This window comes from Stenotrophomonas sp., from assembly GCF_059505245.1.
The window spans coordinates 68,641-91,860 of sequence record NZ_JCACKF010000015.1 but is presented as its reverse complement, the minus strand read 5'-3'; the positions used below and the strand labels follow the sequence as shown (position 1 = coordinate 91,860).

The 23,220-nt window shown below is 67.6% G+C and carries 26 protein-coding genes; 14 read left to right on the top strand and 12 right to left on the bottom strand.

What is annotated here, in order from left to right:
- Together AC5JLE_RS06270 and AC5JLE_RS06265 are read right to left on the bottom strand one after the other, a co-directional pair.
- Window positions 1-546: a redoxin family protein gene (locus tag AC5JLE_RS06270; protein ID WP_481478724.1), complete on the bottom strand. Its 546-nt coding sequence runs from the start codon at window positions 544-546 to the stop codon at window positions 1-3.
- Between the two features lie 3 nt (window positions 547-549).
- Complete coding sequence (locus AC5JLE_RS06265) at window positions 550-1,338, bottom strand: alpha/beta fold hydrolase (protein WP_197562040.1); 789 nt, start codon at window positions 1,336-1,338, stop codon at window positions 550-552.
- A gap of 341 nt (window positions 1,339-1,679) precedes the next feature.
- On the opposite strand from AC5JLE_RS06265, the gene AC5JLE_RS06260 reads away from it, so the two are divergent.
- From AC5JLE_RS06260 to AC5JLE_RS06240, 5 genes are all read left to right on the top strand, one after another.
- The gene (locus AC5JLE_RS06260) at window positions 1,680-2,324 is read left to right on the top strand and encodes an HvfX family Cu-binding RiPP maturation protein (RefSeq protein ID WP_496065128.1); all 645 of its coding nucleotides are present in this window, start codon (window positions 1,680-1,682) and stop codon (window positions 2,322-2,324) included.
- Between the two features lie 95 nt (window positions 2,325-2,419).
- Entirely contained in the window at window positions 2,420-2,896 is a 477-nt protein-coding gene (locus AC5JLE_RS06255) for an HvfA family oxazolone/thioamide-modified RiPP metallophore (protein ID WP_100449598.1), read from the top strand.
- Window positions 2,897-2,950: 54 nt separating this feature from the next.
- The gene (locus AC5JLE_RS06250) at window positions 2,951-3,796 is read left to right on the top strand and encodes an HvfB family MNIO-type RiPP peptide maturase (protein WP_496065127.1); all 846 of its coding nucleotides are present in this window, start codon (window positions 2,951-2,953) and stop codon (window positions 3,794-3,796) included.
- Window positions 3,789-4,523: an HvfC family RiPP maturation protein gene (locus AC5JLE_RS06245; protein WP_496065126.1), complete on the top strand. Its 735-nt coding sequence runs from the start codon at window positions 3,789-3,791 to the stop codon at window positions 4,521-4,523. The genes AC5JLE_RS06250 and AC5JLE_RS06245 overlap by 8 nt, the downstream gene beginning before the upstream one ends.
- 83 nt (window positions 4,524-4,606) lie before the next feature.
- Entirely contained in the window at window positions 4,607-5,245 is a 639-nt protein-coding gene (locus tag AC5JLE_RS06240; RefSeq protein ID WP_496065125.1) for a ferric reductase-like transmembrane domain-containing protein, read from the top strand.
- Window positions 5,246-5,300: 55 nt separating this feature from the next.
- Here the strand turns inward: AC5JLE_RS06240 and AC5JLE_RS06235 are convergent, their stop codons facing one another.
- The 5 genes from AC5JLE_RS06235 to AC5JLE_RS06215 form a co-directional block, all read right to left on the bottom strand.
- On the bottom strand, window positions 5,301-6,437 hold the full coding sequence (locus AC5JLE_RS06235) for a metallophosphoesterase (RefSeq protein ID WP_496065124.1): 1,137 nt from the start codon (window positions 6,435-6,437) through the stop codon (window positions 5,301-5,303).
- Between the two features lie 120 nt (window positions 6,438-6,557).
- On the bottom strand, window positions 6,558-8,099 hold the full coding sequence (locus AC5JLE_RS06230; protein ID WP_032960799.1) for a TerC family protein: 1,542 nt from the start codon (window positions 8,097-8,099) through the stop codon (window positions 6,558-6,560).
- A 43-nt stretch (window positions 8,100-8,142) separates the two neighbouring features.
- Window positions 8,143-8,367 (bottom strand): helix-turn-helix domain-containing protein, encoded by a 225-nt coding sequence (locus AC5JLE_RS06225; RefSeq protein WP_012479411.1) that lies wholly within the window; start codon window positions 8,365-8,367, stop codon window positions 8,143-8,145.
- Window positions 8,367-8,834, bottom strand: coding sequence for a DUF2975 domain-containing protein (locus AC5JLE_RS06220; RefSeq protein WP_041864087.1), 468 nt, complete (start codon window positions 8,832-8,834; stop codon window positions 8,367-8,369). Before AC5JLE_RS06220 ends, AC5JLE_RS06225 begins: the two co-directional genes overlap by 1 nt.
- A gap of 209 nt (window positions 8,835-9,043) precedes the next feature.
- Window positions 9,044-9,625, bottom strand: a complete 582-nt coding sequence (locus AC5JLE_RS06215; RefSeq protein ID WP_046429431.1) for an NMCC_0638 family (lipo)protein — start codon at window positions 9,623-9,625, stop codon at window positions 9,044-9,046.
- A 129-nt stretch (window positions 9,626-9,754) separates the two neighbouring features.
- Between AC5JLE_RS06215 and AC5JLE_RS06210 the strand changes: the two genes are divergently transcribed.
- Together AC5JLE_RS06210 and AC5JLE_RS06205 are read left to right on the top strand one after the other, a co-directional pair.
- A complete protein-coding gene (locus AC5JLE_RS06210; protein ID WP_004147836.1) occupies window positions 9,755-10,066 on the top strand; it encodes a metalloregulator ArsR/SmtB family transcription factor in 312 nt (103 codons plus the stop codon).
- 24 nt (window positions 10,067-10,090) lie between these two features.
- Window positions 10,091-11,485: a DUF2867 domain-containing protein gene (locus AC5JLE_RS06205; RefSeq protein WP_496065123.1), complete on the top strand. Its 1,395-nt coding sequence runs from the start codon at window positions 10,091-10,093 to the stop codon at window positions 11,483-11,485.
- A 38-nt stretch (window positions 11,486-11,523) separates the two neighbouring features.
- On the opposite strand, the gene AC5JLE_RS06200 is transcribed toward AC5JLE_RS06205, so the two are convergent.
- A complete protein-coding gene (locus AC5JLE_RS06200) occupies window positions 11,524-11,955 on the bottom strand; it encodes a pyridoxamine 5'-phosphate oxidase family protein (RefSeq protein ID WP_032961543.1) in 432 nt (143 codons plus the stop codon).
- Window positions 11,956-12,240: 285 nt separating this feature from the next.
- Between AC5JLE_RS06200 and AC5JLE_RS06195 the strand changes: the two genes are divergently transcribed.
- Both AC5JLE_RS06195 and AC5JLE_RS06190 read left to right on the top strand, forming a co-directional pair.
- On the top strand, window positions 12,241-12,678 hold the full coding sequence (locus AC5JLE_RS06195) for a hypothetical protein (RefSeq protein ID WP_049418964.1): 438 nt from the start codon (window positions 12,241-12,243) through the stop codon (window positions 12,676-12,678).
- Between the two features lie 36 nt (window positions 12,679-12,714).
- Window positions 12,715-13,221: a PaaI family thioesterase gene (locus AC5JLE_RS06190; protein ID WP_262216606.1), complete on the top strand. Its 507-nt coding sequence runs from the start codon at window positions 12,715-12,717 to the stop codon at window positions 13,219-13,221.
- 9 nt (window positions 13,222-13,230) lie between these two features.
- On the opposite strand, the gene AC5JLE_RS06185 is transcribed toward AC5JLE_RS06190, so the two are convergent.
- The 4 genes from AC5JLE_RS06185 to AC5JLE_RS06170 form a co-directional block, all read right to left on the bottom strand.
- Window positions 13,231-14,973, bottom strand: a complete 1,743-nt coding sequence (locus tag AC5JLE_RS06185; RefSeq protein WP_049418973.1) for a GGDEF domain-containing protein — start codon at window positions 14,971-14,973, stop codon at window positions 13,231-13,233.
- A gap of 164 nt (window positions 14,974-15,137) precedes the next feature.
- Window positions 15,138-16,163, bottom strand: coding sequence for an AI-2E family transporter (locus AC5JLE_RS06180; protein WP_072168658.1), 1,026 nt, complete (start codon window positions 16,161-16,163; stop codon window positions 15,138-15,140).
- A gap of 116 nt (window positions 16,164-16,279) precedes the next feature.
- Entirely contained in the window at window positions 16,280-17,332 is a 1,053-nt protein-coding gene (locus tag AC5JLE_RS06175) for a sensor domain-containing diguanylate cyclase (protein WP_312546838.1), read from the bottom strand.
- Between the two features lie 148 nt (window positions 17,333-17,480).
- Window positions 17,481-18,485: a LacI family DNA-binding transcriptional regulator gene (locus AC5JLE_RS06170; protein WP_111191525.1), complete on the bottom strand. Its 1,005-nt coding sequence runs from the start codon at window positions 18,483-18,485 to the stop codon at window positions 17,481-17,483.
- Window positions 18,486-18,580: 95 nt separating this feature from the next.
- Here AC5JLE_RS06170 and AC5JLE_RS06165 point away from each other — a divergent pair, with 95 nt between their 5' ends.
- The 5 genes from AC5JLE_RS06165 to AC5JLE_RS06145 are packed head-to-tail and all read left to right on the top strand — an operon-like array spanning window position 18,581 to window position 23,216.
- Window positions 18,581-19,633, top strand: coding sequence for a sugar phosphate isomerase/epimerase family protein (locus tag AC5JLE_RS06165; RefSeq protein ID WP_164282915.1), 1,053 nt, complete (start codon window positions 18,581-18,583; stop codon window positions 19,631-19,633).
- A gap of 27 nt (window positions 19,634-19,660) precedes the next feature.
- On the top strand, window positions 19,661-20,878 hold the full coding sequence (locus tag AC5JLE_RS06160; protein WP_049416508.1) for a nucleoside permease: 1,218 nt from the start codon (window positions 19,661-19,663) through the stop codon (window positions 20,876-20,878).
- Window positions 20,879-20,890: 12 nt separating this feature from the next.
- Window positions 20,891-22,015, top strand: a complete 1,125-nt coding sequence (locus tag AC5JLE_RS06155) for a Gfo/Idh/MocA family protein (protein ID WP_496065122.1) — start codon at window positions 20,891-20,893, stop codon at window positions 22,013-22,015.
- A 19-nt stretch (window positions 22,016-22,034) separates the two neighbouring features.
- Window positions 22,035-22,901 carry a sugar phosphate isomerase/epimerase family protein gene (locus tag AC5JLE_RS06150; RefSeq protein ID WP_496065121.1) on the top strand — a complete coding sequence of 289 codons (867 nt, stop codon included), beginning with the start codon at window positions 22,035-22,037 and terminating at the stop codon, window positions 22,899-22,901.
- An 18-nt stretch (window positions 22,902-22,919) separates the two neighbouring features.
- On the top strand, window positions 22,920-23,216 hold the full coding sequence (locus AC5JLE_RS06145) for a c-type cytochrome (protein WP_032961525.1): 297 nt from the start codon (window positions 22,920-22,922) through the stop codon (window positions 23,214-23,216).
- Window positions 23,217-23,220: the final 4 nt, after the last annotated feature.

The window sequence follows — 23,220 nt, the reverse complement described above, 5'->3', positions numbered from 1 at the left end:
TCAGGGGTTGGCCAGCAGGCGCTGGATCTCGCTTTCGGTACGTGCGTAGTCGCCCTCGCCGTAATGGCGGTAGACCACCCGCCCCTGCCGGTCGAGCAGGTACAGTGCGGGCCAGAAGCGGTTGCCCCAGGCGTTCCAGATCCGGTACTGGTTGTCCTGCACCACCGGCCAGGCGATGTCCAACCGTGCGATGGCCTTGCGCACGTTGCCAGGCAGCCCTTCATAGGCGAACTCCGGCGTATGCACGCCGATCACCCTCAGGCCCTGCGACGCGTAGCGTGCATGCCACTGGTGGACATACGGCGCCACGTTGAGGCAGTTGCTGCAGGTGTAGGTCCAGAACTCGACCAGCACCACCTGCCCCCGCAACTGCTCCAGTGTGAGCGGCGGGCTGTTGTGCCAGGGCCCGCCACCGTCGAACCCGGCGGCGGGAACGGCCTGTGCCGGCTGCGCATCGGCCTCCGGGCTGGGCCAGGCCATCAACAGCGCAGCCCCACCCAGCACGCCCATCAGCAACGGCAGCACGTACGCACGCAGGCCGGCCATCGCTCAGCCCCCCTGCTCGGCCAGTGGCAGTTCCGCCGGCTTCACCCCCGCCGCTTCCAGGATACTGTCGGCCACCTGCGCCGGATGCGAAAGCAGCGACACATGGCTGCTGCCGATCGATTGCAGCTGCGCGCCAATGCGCTTTGCGGTGGCGGCCTGCAGCTGCGGCGACAGCATGCGATCGTCACGGCTGAGCACGTACCAGCTCGGCTTGCTGCGCCACGCCGCAACGTTCACTACTTCGCCCAGCGCGCTGGCCTTCAACGGGACCTGCGTGCTGTACAGCAGTGCGGCCGACTTCTTCATCACGTCCGGCGCGAAGTCCTGGGCGACAGCGTCAGCCGGCAACGTCAGGTAGCCGTCCCTTTCCTGCAGGCGGGCCAGGCCCGGACCGACCGGGAAGCCTTCGCCCTGTTGCGCCGATGATTGCCCTGCATCCGGTGCGAACGCCGCCACATACACCAGCGCCTGCACCTTCGGGTCATTGCCCGCTTCGGTGATGACCGTGCCACCCCAGCTGTGGCCGACCAGCACCACCTTGCCAGGCGCAGCGGCAATCGCACGACGGGTGGCGGCGACGTCGTCGGCCAACGAGGTGAGCGGATTCTGGACGGCCACCGCCGGCAGCTTCCAGTCATGCAGGGTGCTGATGACCTTGCTCCAGCTGGAGCCATCAGCGAACGCGCCGTGCACCAGGATGACGGTGGGCGGTGCAGCGGTATCGGCCCGGGCAGCGAAGGCAGGGGCGGCGGCAAGGGCGAGAGCGGCGGCCAGCAAGCAGGTACGGATCATGGGGGCACTCCGGAGTTGGGAGTGGCCATTTCCGCCTGCCGGTGTATCGGCGCTGTTTCTCCGCAGCGCGGAGTTGTACCGGACTGTAGGGCGCAGGCGGGTTTCTACAGTGGGATACATTCGCGCGCCGGTCCTGGCCGGGCGCTTTCGGGTGGATATCGCTGCCCGCACGCGGGCGCGCAACGCCCCGATGCGCATCAGCGCATCGTCTTTGTATCTGACTGTACGAAACCCCGGCCGCGGCCACAGTCGCTGACAAAACCCCTGGCAACGGCACACGTTGCCGATACCTGCGCCGCCTGGAATGGCTTCCATCGACCACTGGCCCGCAGGACACCAACATGATCAGCATCGCTTCTTCCGTGTATACGCCCCGCCTGGACGCCGTCGGCCGCTGGCTCTCGCCGTTGGCGCTGCGCACCCTGCCGGCCTGGGAGTTCTTTGAATCCGGCCGCGAGAAGCTGGGCGGCCAGAACTGGTTCGCCGACCTGGAAGGCCGCTTCCCGTTCCCGTTCTCCACACTGCCCGCGTCGCTGAACTGGCAGCTGGCCACGTGGCTGGAACTGGTGGGTGCAGTGATGCTGCTGCTCGGCCTGGCCACGCGCTCGGTGGCCTACGTCTTCTGGGTACTCACCATCGTTGCCATCGCCGCCGTGCACTGGCCCGACCAATGGAACGGCCTGGGTGAACTCTGGCAGGGCTATGCGATCACCGACCAGGGCTACGGCAACTTCAAGCTGCCGTTGCTGTTCCTGGCCATGCTGCTGCCACTGATCCTCAACGGCGGTGGCGCACTCAGCGTGGACCGGCTGCTGGCCGGCCCCGGCCGTGCCACGGCACGCGATGACGGCCTGGGTTGGGGCGTCAGCCTGATCGCCCTGCTGCTGCCGGTTGCCGCGCTGTTGCCCGGCATCGGCTTCGGCGGTGCCCTGCTCGGCGGTGTGCTGGTGCTGGGCCATCTGCTGCGCCGTCGCCGCGCCGCCTGAGCCGACTCCCCTGTTCCCGCGCGTTTCGCTTTCCGTCGCCTCTTCGGCGGCGTCCATCCCGCACGCCCCGCGTGCTTTCCCAAGGAGTCACCACCATGTCCATCTCGACCAAGAACACCTCTTCCTCCCGCCAGCCGCGCATCGGTGCCATCGGCATCGCCCTGGCCGGTGGCCTGCTGCTGGCCGGCCAGGCCGCGGCGATCCAGCCGCTGGCGATCAGCGCGGTGGCCATGAGCGCCGCCGCCGAAGGCAAGTGCGGTGAAGGCAAGTGCGGGGCCAACAAGGCCACCACCGGCAAGCCCGCCGGCAAGGCCAAGGTGGCCGAGGGCCAGTGTGGCGAAGGCAAGTGCGGCGACGCCTCGTTTGCCCGCACTGATCGCGACCACGACGGCAAGGTCTCGCGTGCCGAGTTCAATGCTGTGGCCGCCAAGCGTGCCGCCGAGTTCGACCGCATCGACACCGACCACGACGGTTACATCAGCGAGCAGGAAGCGCACGACTACCTGCGCAGCGTCTACACCGCCAACGGCAAGCCGATGCCGAAGGGCCTGTTCTCCCGCGTTGCCGATTGATCGACGTTCACCCGGCGCCGCCTTCAAGGCGGCGCTCTCTGTGGAGCATCCGCCATGTCCCTGCCCCTGCCCACCCATGCCGCCGGTCTTGGCCTGCGCCGTGGCCTGATCGACGAACTGCTGGCCATGCCGGCCGGTGCCATCGACTTCCTCGAAGTCTCCCCCGACAACTGGATCGGCGTCGGCGGTGCACACGGCGACGCGCTGCGCCAACTCAGCGAGCGCCACCCCTTGACCTGCCACGGCCTGTCGCTGTCGCTTGGCGGTCCTGATCCGCTGGACCGCACCCTGCTGGCACAGACCCGTGCCTTCCTCGACCTGCACCAGGTGCAGCTGTACAGCGAACACCTGAGCTACTGCGCCGCCGGTGGCCATGTCTACGACCTGCTGCCACTGCCGTTCACCGCCGAGGCCGTTCACCATGTCGCCGGCCGTATCGCCCAGGTGCAGGACATGCTGGGCCGACGCATCGCCGTGGAGAACATTTCCTACTACGCCGTTGCCGGCGCGGACATGAGCGAGATCGACTTCATCAACGCCGTGCTCGCCGAAGCCGACTGCGACCTGCTGCTGGACGTCAACAACGTCTTCGTCAATGCCTGCAACAACGGTTACGACGCCTTCGAATTCCTGGCCCACGTGCCGTCCCACCGTGTCGCCTCGCTGCACGTAGCGGGCCACTTCGATGAAGACGACGGCTTCAAGATCGATACCCATGGTGCGCCGGTGAAAGGCGTGGTCTGGGCGCTGTTGCGCGAGGCCTACATGCGGGTGGGCGTGCGTCCCACGCTGCTCGAGCGCGACTTCAACTTCCCGCCGCTGGCCAGGTTGCTGGCCGAGGTCGCGCAGATCCGCCAGGCACAGGCTGAGGCACGTTGGCCGGAGGTGGCCCATGGCTGAGTCGCTGGCTACCCTGCAACGGCGCTGGGCCGATCATGTGCGGGACCCTGCAAAGACCGCACCCGATGGCGTGGAGGCGCGCAGGCTGGCGGTATACCGCCGCCTGTGCATCGACAGCCTGGACACCCTGCTGGCCGGCAGCCTGCCGCGCCTGCAACAGCAGTTGGGCACGTCGCGCTGGCGCGACACCGTGGCGCACTACTACGCCCACCACACCTGCCAGACCCCGTTGTTCCCACGGATCGCCGGCGAGTTCGCGGCCTGGCTGGCAGTGCAGGACACGCTGGCACTGCCGGGCTGGGCGGCGGAACTGGCGCACTACGAGAGCACGCAGCAGTCGCTGCACATTGAACCGCGTGGCGCTGGGTGTTTGCTGCAGCGCGTACCCGAGGACAGTGATGTGCTGGCGGTTTCGCCGCTGGTGCGGGTGCTTGGGTACCGGTGGCCGGTGCATGAGGACGAGGGGCTGGAGCCGGTGTTGGGCGCAGCTCCCACGCTGCTGGTGATCCAGCGTCGCGCCGATTTCAGCCTGAAGGTCGAGCAACCGTCACCGCTGGCCTACGCGCTGCTTTCGGTCTTCGGTGACGACGGCGCGCGTGTGGATGAGGCACTGCAGGCGCTGTCCGAAACACATGACGTGGCAGCGGACGCATTGCGCATGGCCTGCGTGCCTGTTCTGGGCGAGCTGTGCGCGGCGGGCGTGCTGGTTGCATTGCCCGCTTTCTGAGGTTGCCGGCCAGCGGCCGGCACTACCCGTTCCTTGGCCGGCCGGCGGCCGGCACGACCCGCCCCCTACTTCGAGGTCTCACCATGGCTGCATCCAATACTCCCTTCCTGCACGGCTGGCGCCTGTTCGTGGCAATCGCCGTGGTCCTGATCGCGTTCGCGCTGGCTGCCTTCGCCCTGTATCCCGATGCAGCCGAAGGCAGCCGCGCGGCGATCCGGCTCACCGCCCGCACATCGTTCCTGCTGTTCCTGGGGGCATTCACGGCATCCTCCTTCGCCACCCTGCTGCCCGGCCCGTTCACCCGGTTCCTGCTGCGCGAACGGCGCATCATCGGTCTGTCCTTCGCGTTCTCGCACCTGCTGCACGCAGTCGCCATCACCAGTTTCGGCATCCTCAACCCGGCGTTCTGGCCAGCACGCTCCGCGCTGGCCAACCTCCCGGGCACGGTGGGCTACATCGCCATCCTGGCGCTGGCCATCACCTCGCACCGGGGGCTCGCCCGGCGCATGGGACCCACCGCCTGGCGTCGCCTGCACGTCACCGGCATGTGGATCATCGCGGCGGTGTTCACCTACTCGTACTTCAAGCGCGTGCCCGGCAACTTCTGGTATGCGGTGCCGTCGGCGCTGCTGTTCACCGCCTTCGTGGTGCGCTGGATCGCCAAGCGGGCGCAGGCCCTGCGTCGAAGTGCGCATGCGCGGCCGCCGCTGCGGGCGGCCTGACGGGCCGGGGTCAGATCCCTTTGCCAAAGGCAAAGGGATCTGACCCCACTTCAGGTCACGGCGCGCGGCGCAGCGTGATCAGGGTGATCTCCGAAGGCACGCCGATGCGCGCCGGGAAACCGGCCCAGAGGCCCGCGCCGTTGCCCACGTACAGCGTCATCCCATCCACGTCGTAGCGGCCGGACACGAAACCGCCATTGGCCCGCTTCACCAGCTGGTCCATGCCAATGATCTGCCCGCCATGGGTATGCCCGGACAATTGCAGCTTCACCCCGCGCGCCGCCGCCTCGCGCGCGTTGCGCGGGCGGTGGTCAAGCAGGATCACCGGTGCAGAGGGATCGGCACCGGCCAGTGCAGCGTCCAGATCCGGCAGCGGCAGGCCGTAGCGTGCGGCCACCGGATCGGTGACACCGGCGATGGTCAGCGCCGCATCGCCGCGCCGCACCTGCAGGTGGCTGTTCTCAAGCACCTGCATGCGCAGCGCGCGGAACGCCTGCATCCATTGCTGATACTGCGCGTAGTACTCATGGTTGCCGGTGATGGCAATGACGCCGTCCGGCGCCTGCAGATCGGCCAACGGGCGCGCGTCGTCACGGCGGGCCTCGACGCTGCCGTCGATCAGGTCGCCAGTGATCACGATCAGGTCCGGCTTCAGCGCGTTGCTCTCGTCCACCACGCTGCGCACCCAGTCGCCGGTCAGCAGGCGGCTGGCGTGGATGTCGGTCAGCTGCAGCACGCGATAGCCGTCGAACGCAGCAGGCAGATCCTTGATCGCCACGTCGATCTGCCTGGGCTGGGGCACGGCCATGCCCTGGCTGATGCCATAGCCACTCACAAGCAGCGCCAGCAGGCCGGCCAACGGCCGCAGCTTCGAGGCGCGCAGGGCCGATACGATGCGCGGCCAACGCAGCAGGCGCGAAAGCAGCAGGCCCACATCCAGCACCAGCATCAGCAACGCCAGCAGCAGCACCGCCGTGGAGCCGGTGGCCAGGACGGCGATGGCCATCTTCGGGATTTCCGGTGATGCCATCGTGCCCCAGAAGGTGGCCACGATGCGCAGCTGCACGGCCATGGCCACCACCAGCAGCGACAGCACGACCTTCAACCCGATGGGCATGCGCAGCGGCCAGAACAGGCGCCAGGCCACATACAGGCCCATCAACAAACCGATCGTACTCAGCACTGCAACCATCCATGACAGAAAGCGGGCCCGCCATGGTGACGGCTGCGGGCCGTGTTGTGTAGCGCCACGCCCATGCTCGGCTTCTCGACACGCAGCCGGGCATGGGCCTGGCTCTACAACAACGGGTGGTCAGGCCATTCCGTCGAGGCGCTCCACCCGCAGGCGGGCGATACGGCGCTTCTCCATTGCCAGCACGGTGATGCGCACGCCGGCCACCTCCACCGCGTCGCCGACGTCCGGCAGGCGGCCCAGCTGCTCCAGCACCAGACCCGAGATGGTCATGTAGTCGGCACTGCGGGGCAGCGACACGCCCGCCAAACGCTGCAGGTCGTCCAGGGTCAGCGCACCATCGGCCTCCCATTGATCCTCGCCCTGCGCCACCACGCCATAGCGCTCGTCCTGGGTATCGACCAGGTCACCGGCAATCGCCGCCAGCAGGTCGTTGGCGGTCACCAGGCCCTCCACGCTGCCGTACTCGTCCACCGCCACCGCCAGCGGCACCGGATGCTGGCGGATCAGTTCCAGCGCCTGCAGCGCACTGGCAGTGGACAGAACGTACTGCGGTTCGCGCAGGTTGCCCTCCAGCTGCAGTGGCTTGCCCTGCAGCAGGTCGGCCAGCACGTCCCGGCTCTGCACCACGCCACGCAGGCTGTCCAGGTCACCGTCGCCGACCAGCAGGCGCGTATGCGGCGAGGCCACCAGGCGCGCCACCACATCCTCCTGACCACGCGCCAGGTCGATCCATTGCACGTCGGCACGCACAGTCATCACGCTGGACACCGGACGATCGGCCAGGCCCAGCACGCTGCGGATCATTTCGTGCTCCGCCGGCTGCAGGCGCTCGTCGGCGTCCACCTGCTCGTCCACGCCTTCGTCCTCGTGGCCGTTCGCTGGACGCGCGCCCAGCATCCTCAGCACGGCATCGGCGGTGCGCTGGCGGAACGGCTGGCGGCGCTCGTTGCGCTCACGGTTGAAACGCACCCACTGGTTGAACGCCTCGACCAGGATCGAGAAAGCGATCGCTGCGTACAGGTAGCCCTTCGGGATCTTGTAGCCCAGGCCTTCAGCCACCAGGCTGAAGCCGATCATCAGCAGGAAGCCCAGGCACAGCACCACCACGGTGGGATGCTTGTTGACGAAGCGGGTCAGCGGCTTGCTGGCCAGCAGCATCAGCGCCATGGCGATGGTCACGGCCGCATACATCACGCCCAGGTTGTCGACCATGCCGACGGCGGTGATCACCGAGTCCAGCGAGAACACCGCGTCGAGCACCACGATCTGTGCCACCACCATCGCGAAGCTGGCATAGACCTTCTTGCCATCCTCGTGATGCGCGCGGCCTTCCAGCCGTTCGTGCAGTTCCATGGTGCCCTTGAACAGCAGGAACAGGCCACCGCCCAGCAGGATCAGGTCGCGCCCGGAGAAGCTGTGGTCGAACAAGGTCACCAGCGGCTCGGTCAACTTCATGATCCAGGCCAGCGCCGCCAGCAGCACCAGCCGCATCAGCAGTGCCAGCGCCAAGCCGATCACCCGCGCGCGGTCGCGCTGGTGCGGCGGCAGCTTGTCGGCAAGGATCGCAATGAACACCAGGTTGTCGATGCCGAGAACGATCTCCAGCACGACCAGGGTTGCAAGGCCCATCCATATCGAGGGGTCAGCCAACCATTCCATTTCAGGTCCGTTTTGTCAGTGGGTAAGGGAAAAGGGCGTCCACTCAGTCGGCATCCTGCGCCTGCGCCGGGTCATGCCCAAGCAGGTCGCCGGGCGTGCACTGCAGCTCGCGGCAGATCGCATCCAGCGTGGAAAAGCGGATGGCTCGCGCCTTGCCGGTCTTCAGGATCGACAGGTTCGCCAGGGTGATGTCGATGCGCCCGGCCAGCTCGGACAGGGTCATGCCCCGTGCCTGCAGCATGCGGTCCAGGGTGATGACGATCGCCATCAGATGACACCATCAAGGTCATCGCGCATCGCCGCGCCCACGGCGAACACGCGTGCGAGCACGAACAGCATCAGCACCGCCACCAGCCCGGTGATCGACATGCCGCCGCCCACCTCCATCCAGGTGAAATCCGGGCCCATCCAGGCCGCGTAGGCACCGATCAGGATCGACAGCAGTTCCATTGCCAGCATCAGCCAGGCCATGCGCTGCAGGCGCTGTGCATTGGCATGGGTGAACGGCCGCTCGCGCGCCGCCGACTTCAGCAGCCTCAGCAGATGGCGCAGGAACAGCAGGCACAGCACCAGCAGCGCGACGATCGCGCCCAGGCCCAGGCAGAAGTGCAGGAACAGGTCGTTGCCATGCGCGGCGGCGGCCTCGGCGTCATGCACGCTGTCGAGCAGCCAGCGGCGGTCATGGGCGACCAGTGGCACCGCCAGCAGTGCGGCCAGGATGCCCAGCCAGCACATCGCCCGGACGGCCTGTACGGCGGCCTGGGCCAGGGTGAACAAGCCTCGCGCGGGTCTGGCGCGGGCGGGACGAGCGGTCAAGCGGCCTCCGGCATTGGGGTGGCCTCGCCGCCCCAGGGTGGATTTATCGATAAACGATATACCACATCCTGCGTGAAAGGCTGAATCGCGGGCATGGTCCACCGGCTGGGCGCGGGCCCCGGCAGGCGTTACGGGGTGGGAGCCGCGGGTTCGAGCATCGCGTCCCCCGGCGTCACCGAGGCCATCGCCTGTACGCCGGCCTCGGCCGCCTGCCGCGTCACCAGCCGGAAGCGCACCTGCAGCTTGGCCTGCCCCGGCGTGGCCCAGCCGTATTGGATCGCCACCTGGTCGGCCGACAGCGGACCACGGCCCGGCAGCGAGCGCGCCTGCAATGGCTTCGGTGCCGCCTGCACCAGCCGTGCGAAGCCCTTCTGCACCACCGCCGCATCGGCCTTTTCCGCATACACCGAGCAGGTGCCGTCGTCGGCCCAGCTGACCGCATAACGGCCGCTGGCCAGCGGCACCATCCAGGCCACGCCCGACTGCCCCTGCAGCAACGTTGCCGCTTCGGCAGGCTGCAGCGGTGACAGCCCGTTGGATTCCATCAGCGACTGCAACCGCGCCGGCGCGCCGATGTGCTGCATGCAGGCGGTATCGAACAACTCGCTGAAGGGATCCTGCGCCGGGGCCTTGGCCTTGGGAGTACGCGCGGGTTGCGCCACCGCCAGGGTGGGCAGCAGGGCCAAAGCCAGCCAGAACGCAGGACGCATCGGGATTCCACGCTACGGAAAACAGCAGGGAGGATGGCAAAGCCCGGGCGCGCCGCGCAATGGGTCATGGCTTGACAGTCCTAAGCTGCGGGAGCAACATGAATTAACGAATTAGTTAACTAGCTCTCCATGGACCGCATCTTCGAAGCCCTTGCCTCCACCGCCCGCCGGCAGATCCTGGCCTATCTCAGCGCCGGCGAGCTCAGCGCGGGCGAGCTGGCCGAGCGCTTCGACTTCAGCAAGCCGGCGTTGTCCAGCCACCTGCGCATCCTCGAGGAAGCCGGACTGATCGAACGCGAGAAACGCGGCCAGTTCGTGTACTTCAGGCAGGTACCCGACCGTTTGGCCAACACGTTGTTCTCGTGGGCGGCCGAAGTCTGCCCGGTCGGCGGCCCGCTCAAACGTGAAGCCCGCGCCCGCCGCAAGTCCCCCGCCCGCTGATCCGCCCCGCCAAGGAGCATGACCATGCCTGGTTCGACCCGCGATCGCCGTTCGTTTCCAGCAGTGCAGCTTCCGGCACAGGACGGCGTCAGTCCGACCGAAGTCACCCTGATCGCGCAGCTCGGCATCGGTGCCGGCGACGCGCTGGTGAGTGACGCCGGCCAGCGTCAGCGCCACCACCCGGCCTTCATCGATGCGTTGGATGAACCTTCGGCGCGACTGGGTGGCATGCACCTGCAGCACGGGGATGCCTCCTCGCTGTACAGCTTCACCGTCGGTGCCGGTGGCCACCCGTTTCATCGCCATGCAGGCCCGCGCATGTTCACCGCCATCGCCGGCAGCGCGGGAGCCGAGCTGCGTTTCGCTACCGCCTCCGACGCGCAGCTGGCAGCAGGTCCTGGTGCCTTCGCGCGCACGCTTCGGCGCGTCCGCATCCCACCGGACTGCCTGTTTACCGTGCGCTTCGGCGGCGGCACCTGGCACCAGTTCGCGTCGAACCATCCTGCACATCCGGCGCTGTTTGCGCTGTCCTGCCACAGCGATGAACTGGCAGGCCGAATGAGCGAGCAGACCCGTGCGCAGGTGGAGCGCAATGCCGCCGATATCCCCAGCCTGACCGAGGTGCTTCCGGAATCGCACTGGCCTTCGTGCACCTCGCTTGCGGCGGCACCGCTGTTGCAGCTGTCGCTGCAGGCGGCACCTCCCAGCGTGTGCGCGCTCCTGTGCGCGCGTACCCGTGCCGTGCTCGGCCCGCTGCGCCGCATCCCAATACGGCCGCTGCGCGGGTTCGTCGAACGTGCCACACCGGCCTATCCCATCCATTCGCGGCCCGCGCCCACCGATGGCCTGCTGACCACAGCGCTGCCGCACAGCCACTACCAGGACCTGACCACCCTGTGCCTGGAACCCTCGCAGGTGGTCCACCGTTCCGCGTCGGCGCTGCTGGCCGACGTACTGGAGGGCTTCCTGCGCAATCCACCCAGCGGCGTAGGCCATCTGATGGCGCTGCGAAACCGACTGGTGGCACCGCTGCGGTTGCGCACGTCGCCGCTGGGATGCCCGGTGTCGTCATTGCTGTCGACCGATCGCAGCCGGTTGTTCGCTGGTCGATTCCCGGTGCTGGATTCGCACATCGATACGCAGGACAACGACGCCGAAGTCCTGCTCGGCGCCGACGATCGGCACCTGCGTTTCCGCAGCAGCGTGCGCGTGCAGCGGCATCGCGATGGACACGTCGAGATCAGCCTGGGCTCACGCGTGCAGACCCTCAATGCGTTCGGCGGCATGTACATGGCCCTGATCGACGCCGGGCACCGGCACTATGTCGCACCGGCACTGCTGCGGCGCGCGGTGGAGCACGCCTTGGCACCGGAACTGGCCAACCTTGAGGGTCCGGCAGCACACCCTGCGCACTGCTGACCCTGGAACGCGATGCGCCGGGCGCTGCGCGGTTCCGGTCAGATCACGATTTCGCCCTCGTCCTCGCCATCCCAGTAGTGGATGCGGCTGGCGCGCACATGGATCAGCACCAGTCCCGGTGTATCCACGCCCTGTTCGAACCAGCGCTCCAGGTCCTTCACCCAGTGCTGGCTCATCGTGGCCCGGTCGCGCACCAGCACAGCCCTGCCCTGCACGTGCACGAACAGCGGCGGCTTGCCCAGCAGCGACTTGCTGCCGGAAAAACCCAGCGCAACGGCGGGGTCAGCTTCAATCTCGCGCACCATGTCGGTGTCTTCGGTGGTGAAGAACCAGCTGTCACCGTCATAGTCCACGTCGCCATTGTTGCTCATCGGACGGCCGGCAATCTCTCCACCGGCGTGGGTCTGCAGCAGGGTGAAATCAATGCCGGCCATTTTCCTGGCCAGTTCGGGCAGGGTGAGCTGGGTCATGGCGTCGTCCTTCATGGAATGGGATCCCAGCGTCTGCGCAGCGCGGTGACCTGGGCGTGGACGGGTAGTTGCGGCCTCTTCACAGGAAACGAGATAGAGCGCATGGCGCGTACGTGACGCATTCCTCACCACCACACTGGCGTTAACGGCAGATGGAGGAACGGCCCTGCAAGCCGCGACACGCCCCTAACGGCGTGCTGCCCCAGAATCGCGCAACCCCGTGGCGCGACCGGCATGGCTGCCGGTACAAACGCGGCCTTTCCTCCGCAACCGCATGGCCTCCACATGGACCTGTCCGCCTGGCTCGCGTTCGGCTGCTACCTGTTGGCGTTCTTCATTGTCTCCCTGTTTGCTGCGGCCTATCTGAAACGCTCCGACTTCATGCCCTACCACGGCCAGGCCGTGGACAGGCCGTGGGCACAGATCGACCCCCGCATGCAGGTGCTGCTGATGGCACTCATCCGCGTGGTCGGCGCTGCCTGGATCGCACTGGCCGGTGCCGGCGTGATGCTGGCCTGGTTGATCTTCTTCGGAGGTCACTTCGCACTGCCGCAGCTGCTGGCGTTCCAGCTGTTCTGCCTGGTCGCCACCCTGCCGCCGGTCCTGGTCGCTTCCGGCGTGCGGCGACGCACCGGTGCGCGTACACCGGTGCCCGCCGGCGCCGCGGTGGTGCTGCTGTCGGTCATCGGATTCGTGCTGGCCCTGTTGTCGCTACCGCAGTGAGTTCTTTTTCTCTCCTCTCCCCCGCGAGGCTCCACGATGAATCCCGAATCGATCTTCTACAGCGTGGTCAACGGTGATCTTCCACGCTCCCAGGCCGGCACCCTGCTCGGCTGGCGCTTCGTCGGTTACGACGATGCACTGCGCCGCATCCAGGTCGAGTTCGAGGCCGGGCCGGTGCTCACCAACCCGATGGGCAACGTGCAGGGCGGTTTCCTGTCAGCGATGCTGGACGACTGCATGGGGCCAGCGATCTACGCCACCCTGCCTGCCAACCGCATCGCGGTCACGGTCGAATCCAAGGCCAGTTTCGTCCGCCCCGCTCGGCCCGGGCGGATCATCGGCTGGGGCGAAGTCGAGCACAGCAAGGGCAGCATCGCCTTCACCCGCGGCTGGCTGACCGACCCGGCCGGCAAGGTGCTGGCCACTGCCAGCGCCACCTTCCGCGTGGGTGCGCTGCGCTGGCGTGGACTCTCGGTGCCGCGTCCCATCGCACGCCGGATGATTGCGCGCACGCTGCGGCGCGTGCATGCGCAGATCGGCTGATGGGTGCCGTCAACGTGCGTTGCGGCCGCCGCCGGCCACGCGCACGCGGTCGCGGCCCTGCGCCTTGGCCTGGTACATGGCCGCGTCGGCGGCACGAAGCAGGGTGCGCCAGCCCAGCGCGTCGGTGCCGCCCTCGGCCACACCGAAGCTGGCGGTAACCCGCAGCACCTTGCCACCGACCAGGGCGATGTCCAGCCGCTGCAGCGCCACCCGCAGCGACTCGGCCAGCTGGCGGCCACCGGCCAGATCACCGTCGGCCAGCAACACAAGAAACTCCTCGCCACCATAGCGGGCAATGCTGTCGCTGCGGCGCAGGTGGCGCTGCAGCAGCTGTGCCACCTGCACCAGCACCTCGTCACCGGCGTCATGCCCGTGCCCATCGTTGATCGCCTTGAAGCGGTCCACGTCCAGCAGGATCACCACCGCGCTGTTGCCGCCGTCGGCATGACGCTGCTGCACCAACTCGTCCAGCGCGCGCCGGTTCAACAGCCCGGTCAGCTCATCGGTGCCGGCCAGCTGGCGCAGCTCGCTGGTCAACGCCGAGCGCTCGCGCGACTTCTCGCGCAGCACTTCGATAGCATCGAACAGGCGCTGCATCTCGGCCAGCGGGTGGGTCACATGCTGCTCCGGGCCGGGCGCTTCCGAGGCGATCTGGATGACCTGCTTCTGCGCCTGCAGCAGCGGCCGCAGGATCTGAAGATGCGCGATGCGCAGCGCCACGCCCAGCACCACCAGCGTGCCCAGCACCGTCGCCACCAGCACCACCAGGCGCGTCGCTTCGCGATTGCGGGTGCGCTCGAAACGGGCGATGGACACGCTCAGGTAGCCGTCCCGCAGCGCTTCCAGCGACCGCAGGGTCGGCACGTAGCGAGTGGTGAATTCGGCGGTGGTCCACGGCGGCGGCACGCCGCGCCGGCCATCCTCGATCAACTGTTCGATCATCGGCAGCGATTCGCCGAAGAACTGCCGGCGCGCCATGTCCCAATGCCAGGACAGCGCCGGATCACTGCGGAACACCGCTTCATGGCTGCCTGCCAGCCGCCACAGCTCCAGCAGGCGGCCTTCGGTCTGCAATGCCGCCCGCACCTGTTCGTCACGCCAGGCCCCCGGTACCGCCACCGGCGCCATCACGTTCGAGGCCAGGCGGCCGCCATGCTCGCGCAGGTCGATCAGCACCTGGCCCTGCATCGCCGGAATCGCCGCTTCGCGGTCGGCGCTGACCAGCACGTTGATCTGCGCCGAGGTCAGCACGTGCAGGCGATCAACCACGGCGAACATGCTGCTGATCGCGCGCTCCACGTCCTCCACCTGGCGCGCGCCATGCGGCTGTGCCGCCACCCGGTCCACCGCGGCCCGCGCCGATTGCAGGCGACGTTGCGCATCGGCCAGCAGCCCGTGTTCGTCGACCACGCCCGGGTCAGCGTTGAACACGGTGTCCAGGCGTTGCAGGGCGGTATCGACCCGCTTGCGCGCGACTGCCAGCTCCGCCGCCAGCCGGGCCTGTTCGCCCGCATCGGCCGTGTCGGCCCCGAGCAGGCTGTTGGCGGGGCCGCGCTCGGCCGACACCAGGTTGGCCAGGTCGAAGGTCTGCCGCAGCTGGCGCAGGCTGACCAGGTTGTCCTCGGCGGCAGTGAAGCGCAGCGTGCCCTGCACCAGCGCGATGGCCATCAATGGCAGCGTACAGACTACGAACAGCCCGGCCAGGATCCAGACCCAGGTCCGCAATCCGATGGGCGACGCCTTGCGGGCCATGCACATTTCCCCTGTAGTGCACAACACTGTAGCGGCCGCCTGCACAGGCGCCAAGCCGCTACCGGATCAATCGTTGCCATGGGTATACCGCGCCCGCCGCGAACGCACCGACAAAGGCCGCACGGGTTGTCGAATCGGGGCAAATTACGTCATGCCCCGCCGCGTCAGATCCAGCGCTGGTCGACCAGTTCGCGCTTCACGTAGGCATAGAACACCGGTGCGGCGACCAGGCCCGGCAGGCCGAAGGCCGCCTCCATCACCAGCATGGCCAGCAGCAGCTCCCAGGCACGCGCCTGGATCTCGCCACCGACGATGCGCGCGTTGAGGAAGTACTCCAGCTTGTGGATCACGATCAGGTAAAGCAGCGCCGCCACCGCCACGTAGAACGAGACCGACAGCGCGACGATGGTGATGATGGTATTGGAGATGATGTTGCCCACCACCGGCAGCAGGCCGGCCAGGAAAGTGATCAGCACCAGGGTCTTGGACAGCGGCAGGTGCACGCCGAACAACGGCAGCACGCCCAGCAGGAAGATCGCGGTGAACACGGTGTTGAGCAGCGAGATCTTCACCTGCGCGAACACCACCTGGCGGAACGCGGTGGCCAGGCGGCTGGTGCGCCCGATCAGCTCCTGCGCCAGCGGGCCCATCTTCGGCAGCGGCAGTTCGTCATACAGCGCGATCATCGCGCCGAGCACCATGCCGATCAGCACGCGCACACCGACCTGGACCACCGAGGTACCGGCCACGCCCAGCTGGCGCTGATGCTCGGCGGCCCAGTCGTTCAGCGCCGCGCGCAGTGCCGGCATGTCCTCGGGAATGTAGGGTTGCAGCAGCGCCGGCACCTGGTGCCGCGAGGTGTTGAGAATCTCCATCAGGCGCGCCAGCAATGCGTCCGGGCCGCCGGTCTCGTTACGGAAGAACGAGGCCACGCCGATCCCGGCCAGTACCAGCGCGCTGATGATGATCGCCGACAGCACGATCACTGCGATCGCCCGTGCGCGTCCCGGCGGCAGCCTGCCTTCCACGGTGGAGGCCAGCAGGTGGGTCAGCTGGAACACCAGCAGGCCGGACAGAAGGGTGACCACCAGGCCCAGTTTCAGCGCCAGCCACATGCCCAGCAGCATCATCAGCCACGCCGCGATCCTTGGAATGGGGGGCTTGGGCTGGGCAACGAGAGCGTCTTGCATGGGAGCGCGTCCGGGCGGGGTGGCCCATGGTAGAGGATTGGCGTGCTGATTCCGCGTGCAGGATGAATGGGCATTTCATCCTCGGCCGGCAGCAGCCGTGCCGTCCCCACGCGCGCTCACTCGCCGTAGCTGGCGGTGTTCTTGCCCTGGCGCTTGGCGTGGTACAGCGCGCGGTCGGCCAGTGCCAACCAGTCCTCGACACTGCCGCCACGCGGCGTGGCCGCAATGCCGATACTGACGCTGAATTCCACACCCGGCGTGGCCTGCCGCGCGGCCTCGAGCAGGTGCAGGCGCACCCGCTCGGCCACGTGCATCGCATCCACAGGCGCGCAGTCGCGCAGCAGCACCACGAACTCATCGCCCCCCAGCCGCGCGGGCGTATCACCGGGCCGGGCAACGGTGCGCAATGTCGCCGCGATATGCCGCAGCACCTCGTCACCGGCGCGGTGGCCATGCGAGTCATTGATGCGCTTGAAGTCGTCCACATCGAGCATCAGCAGGCAGGCAAGGCCGCCCTGGCCCTGGGCCCGGTCCAGCGCCTGCTGCGCACGCTGGATCAGGAAACCACGGTTGGCCAGCTCGACCAGCGGATCCATCCGGCTGAGCCGCTGCAGCTGGCGGTTCTGCGATTTGACCCGGCGCGCCAGCTGCCAGCTGAGAATGCTCAGGCCGATGCCATACACGAACAGGAACGGGACACTCAGCACGATCGTGCGCTGCGAGGTGACCGGCTGGTAAGGGAAGCCGAGCGCCCACCAGGTCAGAGCGAAGCCCAGCAGCAGGGCCAGCGTGGCGCGCATCGCCAGGCGAACGCCACCGGCAGCGATCTTGTCGGCCACCAGCAGTGCGGTGAACAGTGCACTGGGTACCGCGCTCAACGCCATGAAGGCGATCCAGCCACCGCCGAAAAAGGAGTCGGCCACCATGCAGCGGAACTGGACGAGCGCGGGCTGGCCGGAGCGCTGGGTCAGCATCAATGCCAGCGCAGGCCACGCCAGCGCGTTGAGCAGCAGCAGGGCCCATGCCAGCGGCCCATCGTGGCGTTCGAGGATGATCGAAGCGATGGGGATTGCCCCCAGTCCATTGCCGACGAAACGCATCCAGCCGATGCGACGTGCCGCGCCAATGCCTTCGACCGCGCCTTCCGCCGAATCGGTGAAGAATGGCATTGCCCCCCCCTGCGCGATCGCACCTGCTGCTACGGCCCTTGCCGGGCTGCCTGCGATGAGTCTGACAGCTTTGCGTCAATTCGGGATCAAGGTCGTGGCACGGCGCGCGGGCCGGCCGCCCTGCTCCGGCTGCCCTGCCTCGCCTCCGCTACCGCCTGGGCACCGCCGTCGAACCGCGCAGCATGAAGCTGAACTCCAGCGTCTGCTGAAGCGGTACATCGACCTGTTCGATGATCGCGAGCAGCAGGTTGACCGCGCGCTCGCCGATTTCACGCATCGGCTGCCGGACGGTCGTCAGCGGCGGGGTGAGGTAACGCGAGGAGGCCAGGTCGTCGAAGCCGACGATGGAGAGCTCGTCTGGAACGCGGATACCCCGGTCACGGCAGGCCGCCAGTGCCCCCAGTGCCATCTGGTCGCTGAAGCAGAACACCGCGGTCGGCACGGGCGTGCCGTCCAGCAGCGCAATCACCGCCGCATGCCCGGACTCAACGGAAAAGTCCCCCGGCACGATGCTCAGCTGGCGCAGGCGACCCCGCGCCTTGCCGGCGGCCCGGACCCCTTCCAACCGCTGCTGGTGCAGGGGGTTGTCAGGTGGCCCGCCGACCACGGCGATCCGTTCGTGCCCCAGGCCGTACAGGTGCTCCATCACCGCGCGTGCGGCGGCCGCGTTGTCGATGTGGACGCTGGGGATGCCCAGTGCGGGGTCGAACTCGCATCCATTGACCACCGGCGCAGCCGCGCCGCGCTGCTCGACGATCTCGCGCGCGGTCGGTGGCAGGCGATGGCCCAGCACGATCATGCCGTCCGCCTCGTTGCGCCTGAGCATCTGTGCGTAGCGCTCCTCACGATCGGGTTGATGCTGGGTATCGCCCAGCAGAACCGCGTAGCCGACCGCCTGTGCGGCCTCCTCCGCACCCTGCAGGATCTGTGCGAAGAACGGATTGGCGATGTCCGGGACGGTGACCAGGATCTTGCCGCTGCGCTGGGTCTTGAGCGTGCGCGCCACCGTGTTGGGCACATAGCCCAATGCGGCGGCGGCCTGCTCGATACGCGCACGGGTGGCCGGCAGCACCTTGTCCGGCCGGGAAAGCGCCCGTGACACCGTGCCTGCGGAGACGCCGACGTGCCTGGCGATGTCGTAGATGGTGGCGATGGCGTTAGTTCTCCTGTCCGCTGTGCAGTGCACAACAGGTCCTGCGTGCGCCCCTGCTAGGATAATGCAATCGATTGCATCGAGGGCGAATCACGTTGAAGACGCTCAAGGGTCCAGCGCTGTTCCTGGCGCAGTTCATCGGCGACACGGCTCCTTTTGATCGGCTGGACACGCTGGCCGGATGGGCCGCGGGTCTGGGCTATTCTGGCGTACAAGTCCCCACCTCCGCGCCCCACCTGTTCGACCTGGCCGAGGCGGCACGCAGCCAGGCGTACTGCGACGATGTTGCCGGCATGCTGGCCGGGCACGGCCTGCAGATCACCGAACTGTCAACCCACCTGCAGGGGCAGCTGGTCGCGGTCCATCCCGCCTACGACAGCCTGTTCGACGGATTCGCACCCATAGACGTGCGCGGCAACCCGCCGGCGCGCCAGGCCTGGGCCGTGGAGCAGCTGCGGCTCGCTGCGCAGGCCAGCCAGCGCCTGGGGCTGACCGCGCACGCCACGTTCTCCGGTGCGCTGGCCTGGCCCTACTTCTATCCGTGGCCGCAGCGCCCGCCGGGACTGGTGGAAGAAGCCTTCGCCGAACTCGGCCGTCGCTGGCGCCCGATCCTGGATGTGTTCGACGCCTGCGGCGTGGACCTGTGCTTCGAACTCCACCCCGGCGAGGACCTGCACGACGGCGCGACCTTCGAACGCTTCCTCGATGTGGTGGATCACCACCCGCGCGCGAAAATCCTGTACGACCCCAGCCACCTGCTGCTGCAGCAGATGGACTACCTCGGTTTCATCGACCGCTACCACGCCCGCATCGGCATCTTCCACGTCAAGGACGCGGAGTATCGCTCCAGCGCGCGCAGTGGCGTGTACGCGGGCTACCAGGACTGGATCGATCGTCCGGGCCGTTTCCGTTCACTGGGCGACGGCCAGATCGACTTCAAGGCGATCTTCTCGAAGTTCGCCCAGTACGACTTCCCGGGCTGGGCGGTACTGGAATGGGAGTGCTGCCTGAAGCATCCCGAGGACGGCGCGCGCGAGGGTGCCGCCTTCATCCGCGATCACATCATCCATGTGACCGAACGCGCCTTCGACGACTTTGCCGGGAGCGACACGGACGCTGGATCACTGCGCCGCATGCTGGGAATCTGAGCCAAGACCGCCCCGGGAGGGCAAGCCATGACGCACGCCATGTCGCGCCTGGGCGCGATGATGTTTCTGCAGTTCTTCATCTGGGGGGCGTGGTTCGTCACCCTGGGCACCTACCTGGTACAGGGCCCGCTGCAGGCCAGCGCAAGCCAGGTGGCAACGGCGTTTCTCAGCCAGTCGATCGGTGCCATCGTGGCGCCGTTCCTGGTCGGCCTGATCGCAGACCGCTATTTCGCGGCACAGCGCATCCTGGCGGTACTGCACCTGGCCGGCGCGGTGCTGATGTGGCTGGCGTCCACCGCCACCAGCTTCAGCGTGTTTTCCGCGTGCGTCATGGGCTACATGCTGCTGTTCATGCCGACGCTGGCACTGGCCAACAGCGTCGCCATGCGGCACATGCAATCGCCGGAGAAGCAGTTCCCGCTGGTACGCGTGGCCGGCAGCGTCGGCTGGATCGTCGCAGGGGTGCTGATCGGCTGGCTGGGCTGGGAACAGGCGCATCGGCTTGAACTGACCTTCCGGATGGCGGCGGCGGCATCGCTGGTGCTGGGCCTGTATGCGTTCACCCTGCCGCACACGCCGCCACTGGCACAGCAGCGCGATGCCGGGCTGGGGCAGATCCTGGGGCTGGATTCGTTGCGGCTGCTGAAGTCGCGTGCCTACCTGGTGTTCTTCCTGGCCTCCATCGCCATCTGCATCCCGTTGTCGTTCTACTACAACTTCACCAATCCGTATCTCAACGACCTGGGCGTGCAGGGCGCCGCCGGCCTGCAGTCGCTGGGCCAGGTGTCCGAAGTGCTGCTGATGCTGGCCATGCCATTCCTGTTCGTGCGGCTGGGGGTGAAGACCATGCTGGCGGTCGGCATGGCCGCCTGGGTGGTGCGCTACGCCCTGTTCGCCTTCGGCGATGCGGGCAGCGGCTTCCCGCTGCTGGTGATCGGCATCGTGCTGCACGGCATCTGCTACGACTTCTTCTTCGTCACCGGCCAGATCTACACCGACGCACACGCCGGCCCCGCCGCGCGCAGCAGTGCGCAGGGTTTCATCACCCTGGCCACCTATGGCGTGGGCATGTTGATCGGTACCTTCCTGTCCGGTGCGGTGGTGGAGCACTTCACCACTGCAGCGGGCCCGGACTGGCAGCAGATCTGGTTGTTCCCTGCCGGCGTCGCACTGGTGGTGCTGATCGCCTTCCTGCTGCTGTTCCGCGACCGCCCGGTAGCGGCGGCGGCGTCGTCCACACCCTGAGGAGACCAGCCGATGCCCCCGCTTGGAATCGCCATCGTTGGTACCGGCATGATCGGCGCGGTGCATCGCCGCGCAGCACTGCTGGCTGGCGCCGAGGTGCGCGGCGTGGCCGCCTCGTCGCCGCAGCGCGCGCGCGAGGTGGCGCACGTGTGGAATGTCCCGCGCGCCTATCGCGATATCGAGGACGTCGTCGCTGATCCCCAGATACAGGTCGTGCACATCTGCACGCCCAACCACCTGCACCGCGCGATGGCGCAGGCCGCACTGGAAGCCGGCAAGCACGTGATCTGCGAGAAACCGTTGGCGACGACGCTGGACGACGCGCAGGCGCTGGCGGCGCTGGCCGCCTCGACCGGATTGGTCGCCACCGTCCCCTTCGTCTACCGCTACCACCCGGTGGTCCGCGAGGCGCGTGCGCGCATCGCGCAGGGCGACCTGGGGCCGCTGCACCTGATCCATGGCAGCTACCTGCAGGACTGGCTGCTGGACCCGGCCAGCAACAACTGGCGGGTTGACCCGGCACTGGGCGGCACATCGCGCGTGTTCGCTGACATCGGGTCGCACTGGTGCGACCTGGTTGAATGGGTCAGCGGCGAGTGCTTCGCCGAAGTGAACGCGGCGTTTGCCACGGTGATCGCCGAGCGCAGCGCAACCACTTCCCAGAGTTTCAGCACGCCGGCGACAGACGGCGCAAAGCAAGCGGTCGAGAGCGAGGACGTAGCCGCAGCGATGTTCAGGACCGGCGCGGGCACGCTGGCGTCATTGACGGTCAGCCAGGTCTCGGCCGGACGCCACAACCGGCTCTGGTTCGAGATCGACGGCGCCAACGCCAGCGTGGCGTTCAACCAGGAGGATGCCGAGCGGCTGTGGATCGGCCTGCCCGAGCAGCGCGAGGAAATCTTCGTGCGCGGCCCGGGCGCCGGCAGTGCCGAACAACGCCGGTTGTCGCCGCTGCCAGCGGGACACGCGCAAGGCTACGGCCAATGCTTCGAAGCGTTCGTAGCCGACACCTATCGCGCCATTGACGGCGAGCGGCCGCAGGGCCTGCCCACCTTCGAAGACGGCCTGCGCTCGGCGCAGATCGTTGATCGTGTCATTGCATCGGCCAGGTCACGCACCTGGACCGCCATCGGTTGAATCCCGGGAGGATCTGTTGATGAACATCCCTGTCCGTAGAACTGCAACCCTCGTCCTGCTGCTGCTCGCAGTCCTGCCCGCCTTCGCAGGAAACACAGCCGGTGCGCAGAAGCCCATCGCCGTGCAGATGTACACGCTGCGCAACGCCGGCCCGCTCGACCAACAGCTGAAGATCGTCCACGACGCGGGCGTGCGTGCGGTGGAGACCGTCGGTACGCAGAATGCAAGCGCTGCGGAACTGAAACAGTTGCTGGACCGTTACTCGATCAAAGCGGTTTCGTCGCACGTTCAGCTGGCCGAGCTGCGCGACAACCTGGATGCCGTGGTGGCCTTCAACCGCTCGATTGGCAACAGCACGCTGGTGGTGCCCTACCTGGACCAGAAGGATCGTCCGCGCGATGCCGCCGGCTGGACCGCATTGGGCCGGGAGCTGGGCCGGATTGCCAGGCAGGTGCGCGGCAAGGGCATGCAGCTGGCCTACCACAACCACGACTTCGAGCTGGTCGACTTCAATGGCAGGACCGGACTGGAGCTGCTGTTCGCCGCCGCCGGCCCCGAACTGCAGACCGAACTGGACCTGGCCTGGGTCGCGCGCGCGGGACTGGACCCGGTAGTGATGCTGGGTAAGTTCCGCGGCCACGTATTTGCGGTACACGCCAAGGACAATGTGCCCAAGGGCCAGGCCGAAGACGAAGGTGGATTCGCTGCGGTCGGCCAGGGCGTGCTGGACTGGAACGCGATCCTGCCTGCCGCGGCGGTCGCCGGCGTGCATTGGTACATCATCGAGCACGACCAGCCACGCGAGCCGGCCAAGGTCGTCCAGGCCGGCGCCGACTATCTGCGTGAACACCTGACCACCAATACGCCTGCCCGTGCGCGGCGCTGACGCATCAAGGAGCCCCACATGAAAATGATCCTGGCAATGGCGGTGGCCCTGGGCGGCATGAGTGTTGCGACAGCCGCCTGGTGCAAGGGCGACCCGGCTGCGGGAGCAAAGCTCTACACCGCGAACTGCGTGGCCTGCCACGGCGCCGATCGCGCGGGCATGCCGGGCGCGTTCCCGGCACTCACCGACATCGGCAAGCGCATGGCACCTGCACAGATCAAGGAAAAGATCAGCAAGGGCGGCGGCCTGATGCCGCCCTTCTCCCAGCTGTCACAGCAGGAGATCGACGATATCGCCAGCTACCTGGCGAAGTAAGCGG

Excerpts from the sequence above, each read along its gene's own strand:
- AC5JLE_RS06150 (WP_496065121.1), top strand. The coding sequence starts at position 22,035 with ATGAACATCCCTGTCCGTAGAACTGCAACCCTCGTCCTGCTGCTGCTC.
- AC5JLE_RS06200 (WP_032961543.1), bottom strand. The coding sequence starts at position 11,955 with ATGACCCAGCTCACCCTGCCCGAACTGGCCAGGAAAATGGCCGGCATT.
- AC5JLE_RS06180 (WP_072168658.1), bottom strand. The coding sequence starts at position 16,163 with ATGCAAGACGCTCTCGTTGCCCAGCCCAAGCCCCCCATTCCAAGGATC.
- AC5JLE_RS06190 (WP_262216606.1), top strand. The coding sequence starts at position 12,715 with ATGAATCCCGAATCGATCTTCTACAGCGTGGTCAACGGTGATCTTCCA.
- AC5JLE_RS06175 (WP_312546838.1), bottom strand. The coding sequence starts at position 17,332 with ATGCCATTCTTCACCGATTCGGCGGAAGGCGCGGTCGAAGGCATTGGC.
- AC5JLE_RS06155 (WP_496065122.1), top strand. The coding sequence starts at position 20,891 with ATGCCCCCGCTTGGAATCGCCATCGTTGGTACCGGCATGATCGGCGCG.
- AC5JLE_RS06210 (WP_004147836.1), top strand. The coding sequence starts at position 9,755 with ATGGACCGCATCTTCGAAGCCCTTGCCTCCACCGCCCGCCGGCAGATC.
- AC5JLE_RS06230 (WP_032960799.1), bottom strand. The coding sequence starts at position 8,099 with ATGGAATGGTTGGCTGACCCCTCGATATGGATGGGCCTTGCAACCCTG.
- AC5JLE_RS06235 (WP_496065124.1), bottom strand. The coding sequence starts at position 6,437 with ATGGTTGCAGTGCTGAGTACGATCGGTTTGTTGATGGGCCTGTATGTG.
- AC5JLE_RS06260 (WP_496065128.1), top strand. The coding sequence starts at position 1,680 with ATGATCAGCATCGCTTCTTCCGTGTATACGCCCCGCCTGGACGCCGTC.
- AC5JLE_RS06160 (WP_049416508.1), top strand. The coding sequence starts at position 19,661 with ATGACGCACGCCATGTCGCGCCTGGGCGCGATGATGTTTCTGCAGTTC.
- AC5JLE_RS06240 (WP_496065125.1), top strand. The coding sequence starts at position 4,607 with ATGGCTGCATCCAATACTCCCTTCCTGCACGGCTGGCGCCTGTTCGTG.
- AC5JLE_RS06220 (WP_041864087.1), bottom strand. The coding sequence starts at position 8,834 with ATGTGCTGGCTGGGCATCCTGGCCGCACTGCTGGCGGTGCCACTGGTC.
- AC5JLE_RS06185 (WP_049418973.1), bottom strand. The coding sequence starts at position 14,973 with ATGGCCCGCAAGGCGTCGCCCATCGGATTGCGGACCTGGGTCTGGATC.
- AC5JLE_RS06270 (WP_481478724.1), bottom strand. The coding sequence starts at position 546 with ATGGCCGGCCTGCGTGCGTACGTGCTGCCGTTGCTGATGGGCGTGCTG.
- AC5JLE_RS06265 (WP_197562040.1), bottom strand. The coding sequence starts at position 1,338 with ATGATCCGTACCTGCTTGCTGGCCGCCGCTCTCGCCCTTGCCGCCGCC.
- AC5JLE_RS06245 (WP_496065126.1), top strand. The coding sequence starts at position 3,789 with ATGGCTGAGTCGCTGGCTACCCTGCAACGGCGCTGGGCCGATCATGTG.
- AC5JLE_RS06250 (WP_496065127.1), top strand. The coding sequence starts at position 2,951 with ATGTCCCTGCCCCTGCCCACCCATGCCGCCGGTCTTGGCCTGCGCCGT.
- AC5JLE_RS06205 (WP_496065123.1), top strand. The coding sequence starts at position 10,091 with ATGCCTGGTTCGACCCGCGATCGCCGTTCGTTTCCAGCAGTGCAGCTT.
- AC5JLE_RS06215 (WP_046429431.1), bottom strand. The coding sequence starts at position 9,625 with ATGCGTCCTGCGTTCTGGCTGGCTTTGGCCCTGCTGCCCACCCTGGCG.
- AC5JLE_RS06255 (WP_100449598.1), top strand. The coding sequence starts at position 2,420 with ATGTCCATCTCGACCAAGAACACCTCTTCCTCCCGCCAGCCGCGCATC.
- AC5JLE_RS06145 (WP_032961525.1), top strand. The coding sequence starts at position 22,920 with ATGAAAATGATCCTGGCAATGGCGGTGGCCCTGGGCGGCATGAGTGTT.
- AC5JLE_RS06195 (WP_049418964.1), top strand. The coding sequence starts at position 12,241 with ATGGACCTGTCCGCCTGGCTCGCGTTCGGCTGCTACCTGTTGGCGTTC.
- AC5JLE_RS06225 (WP_012479411.1), bottom strand. The coding sequence starts at position 8,367 with ATGGCGATCGTCATCACCCTGGACCGCATGCTGCAGGCACGGGGCATG.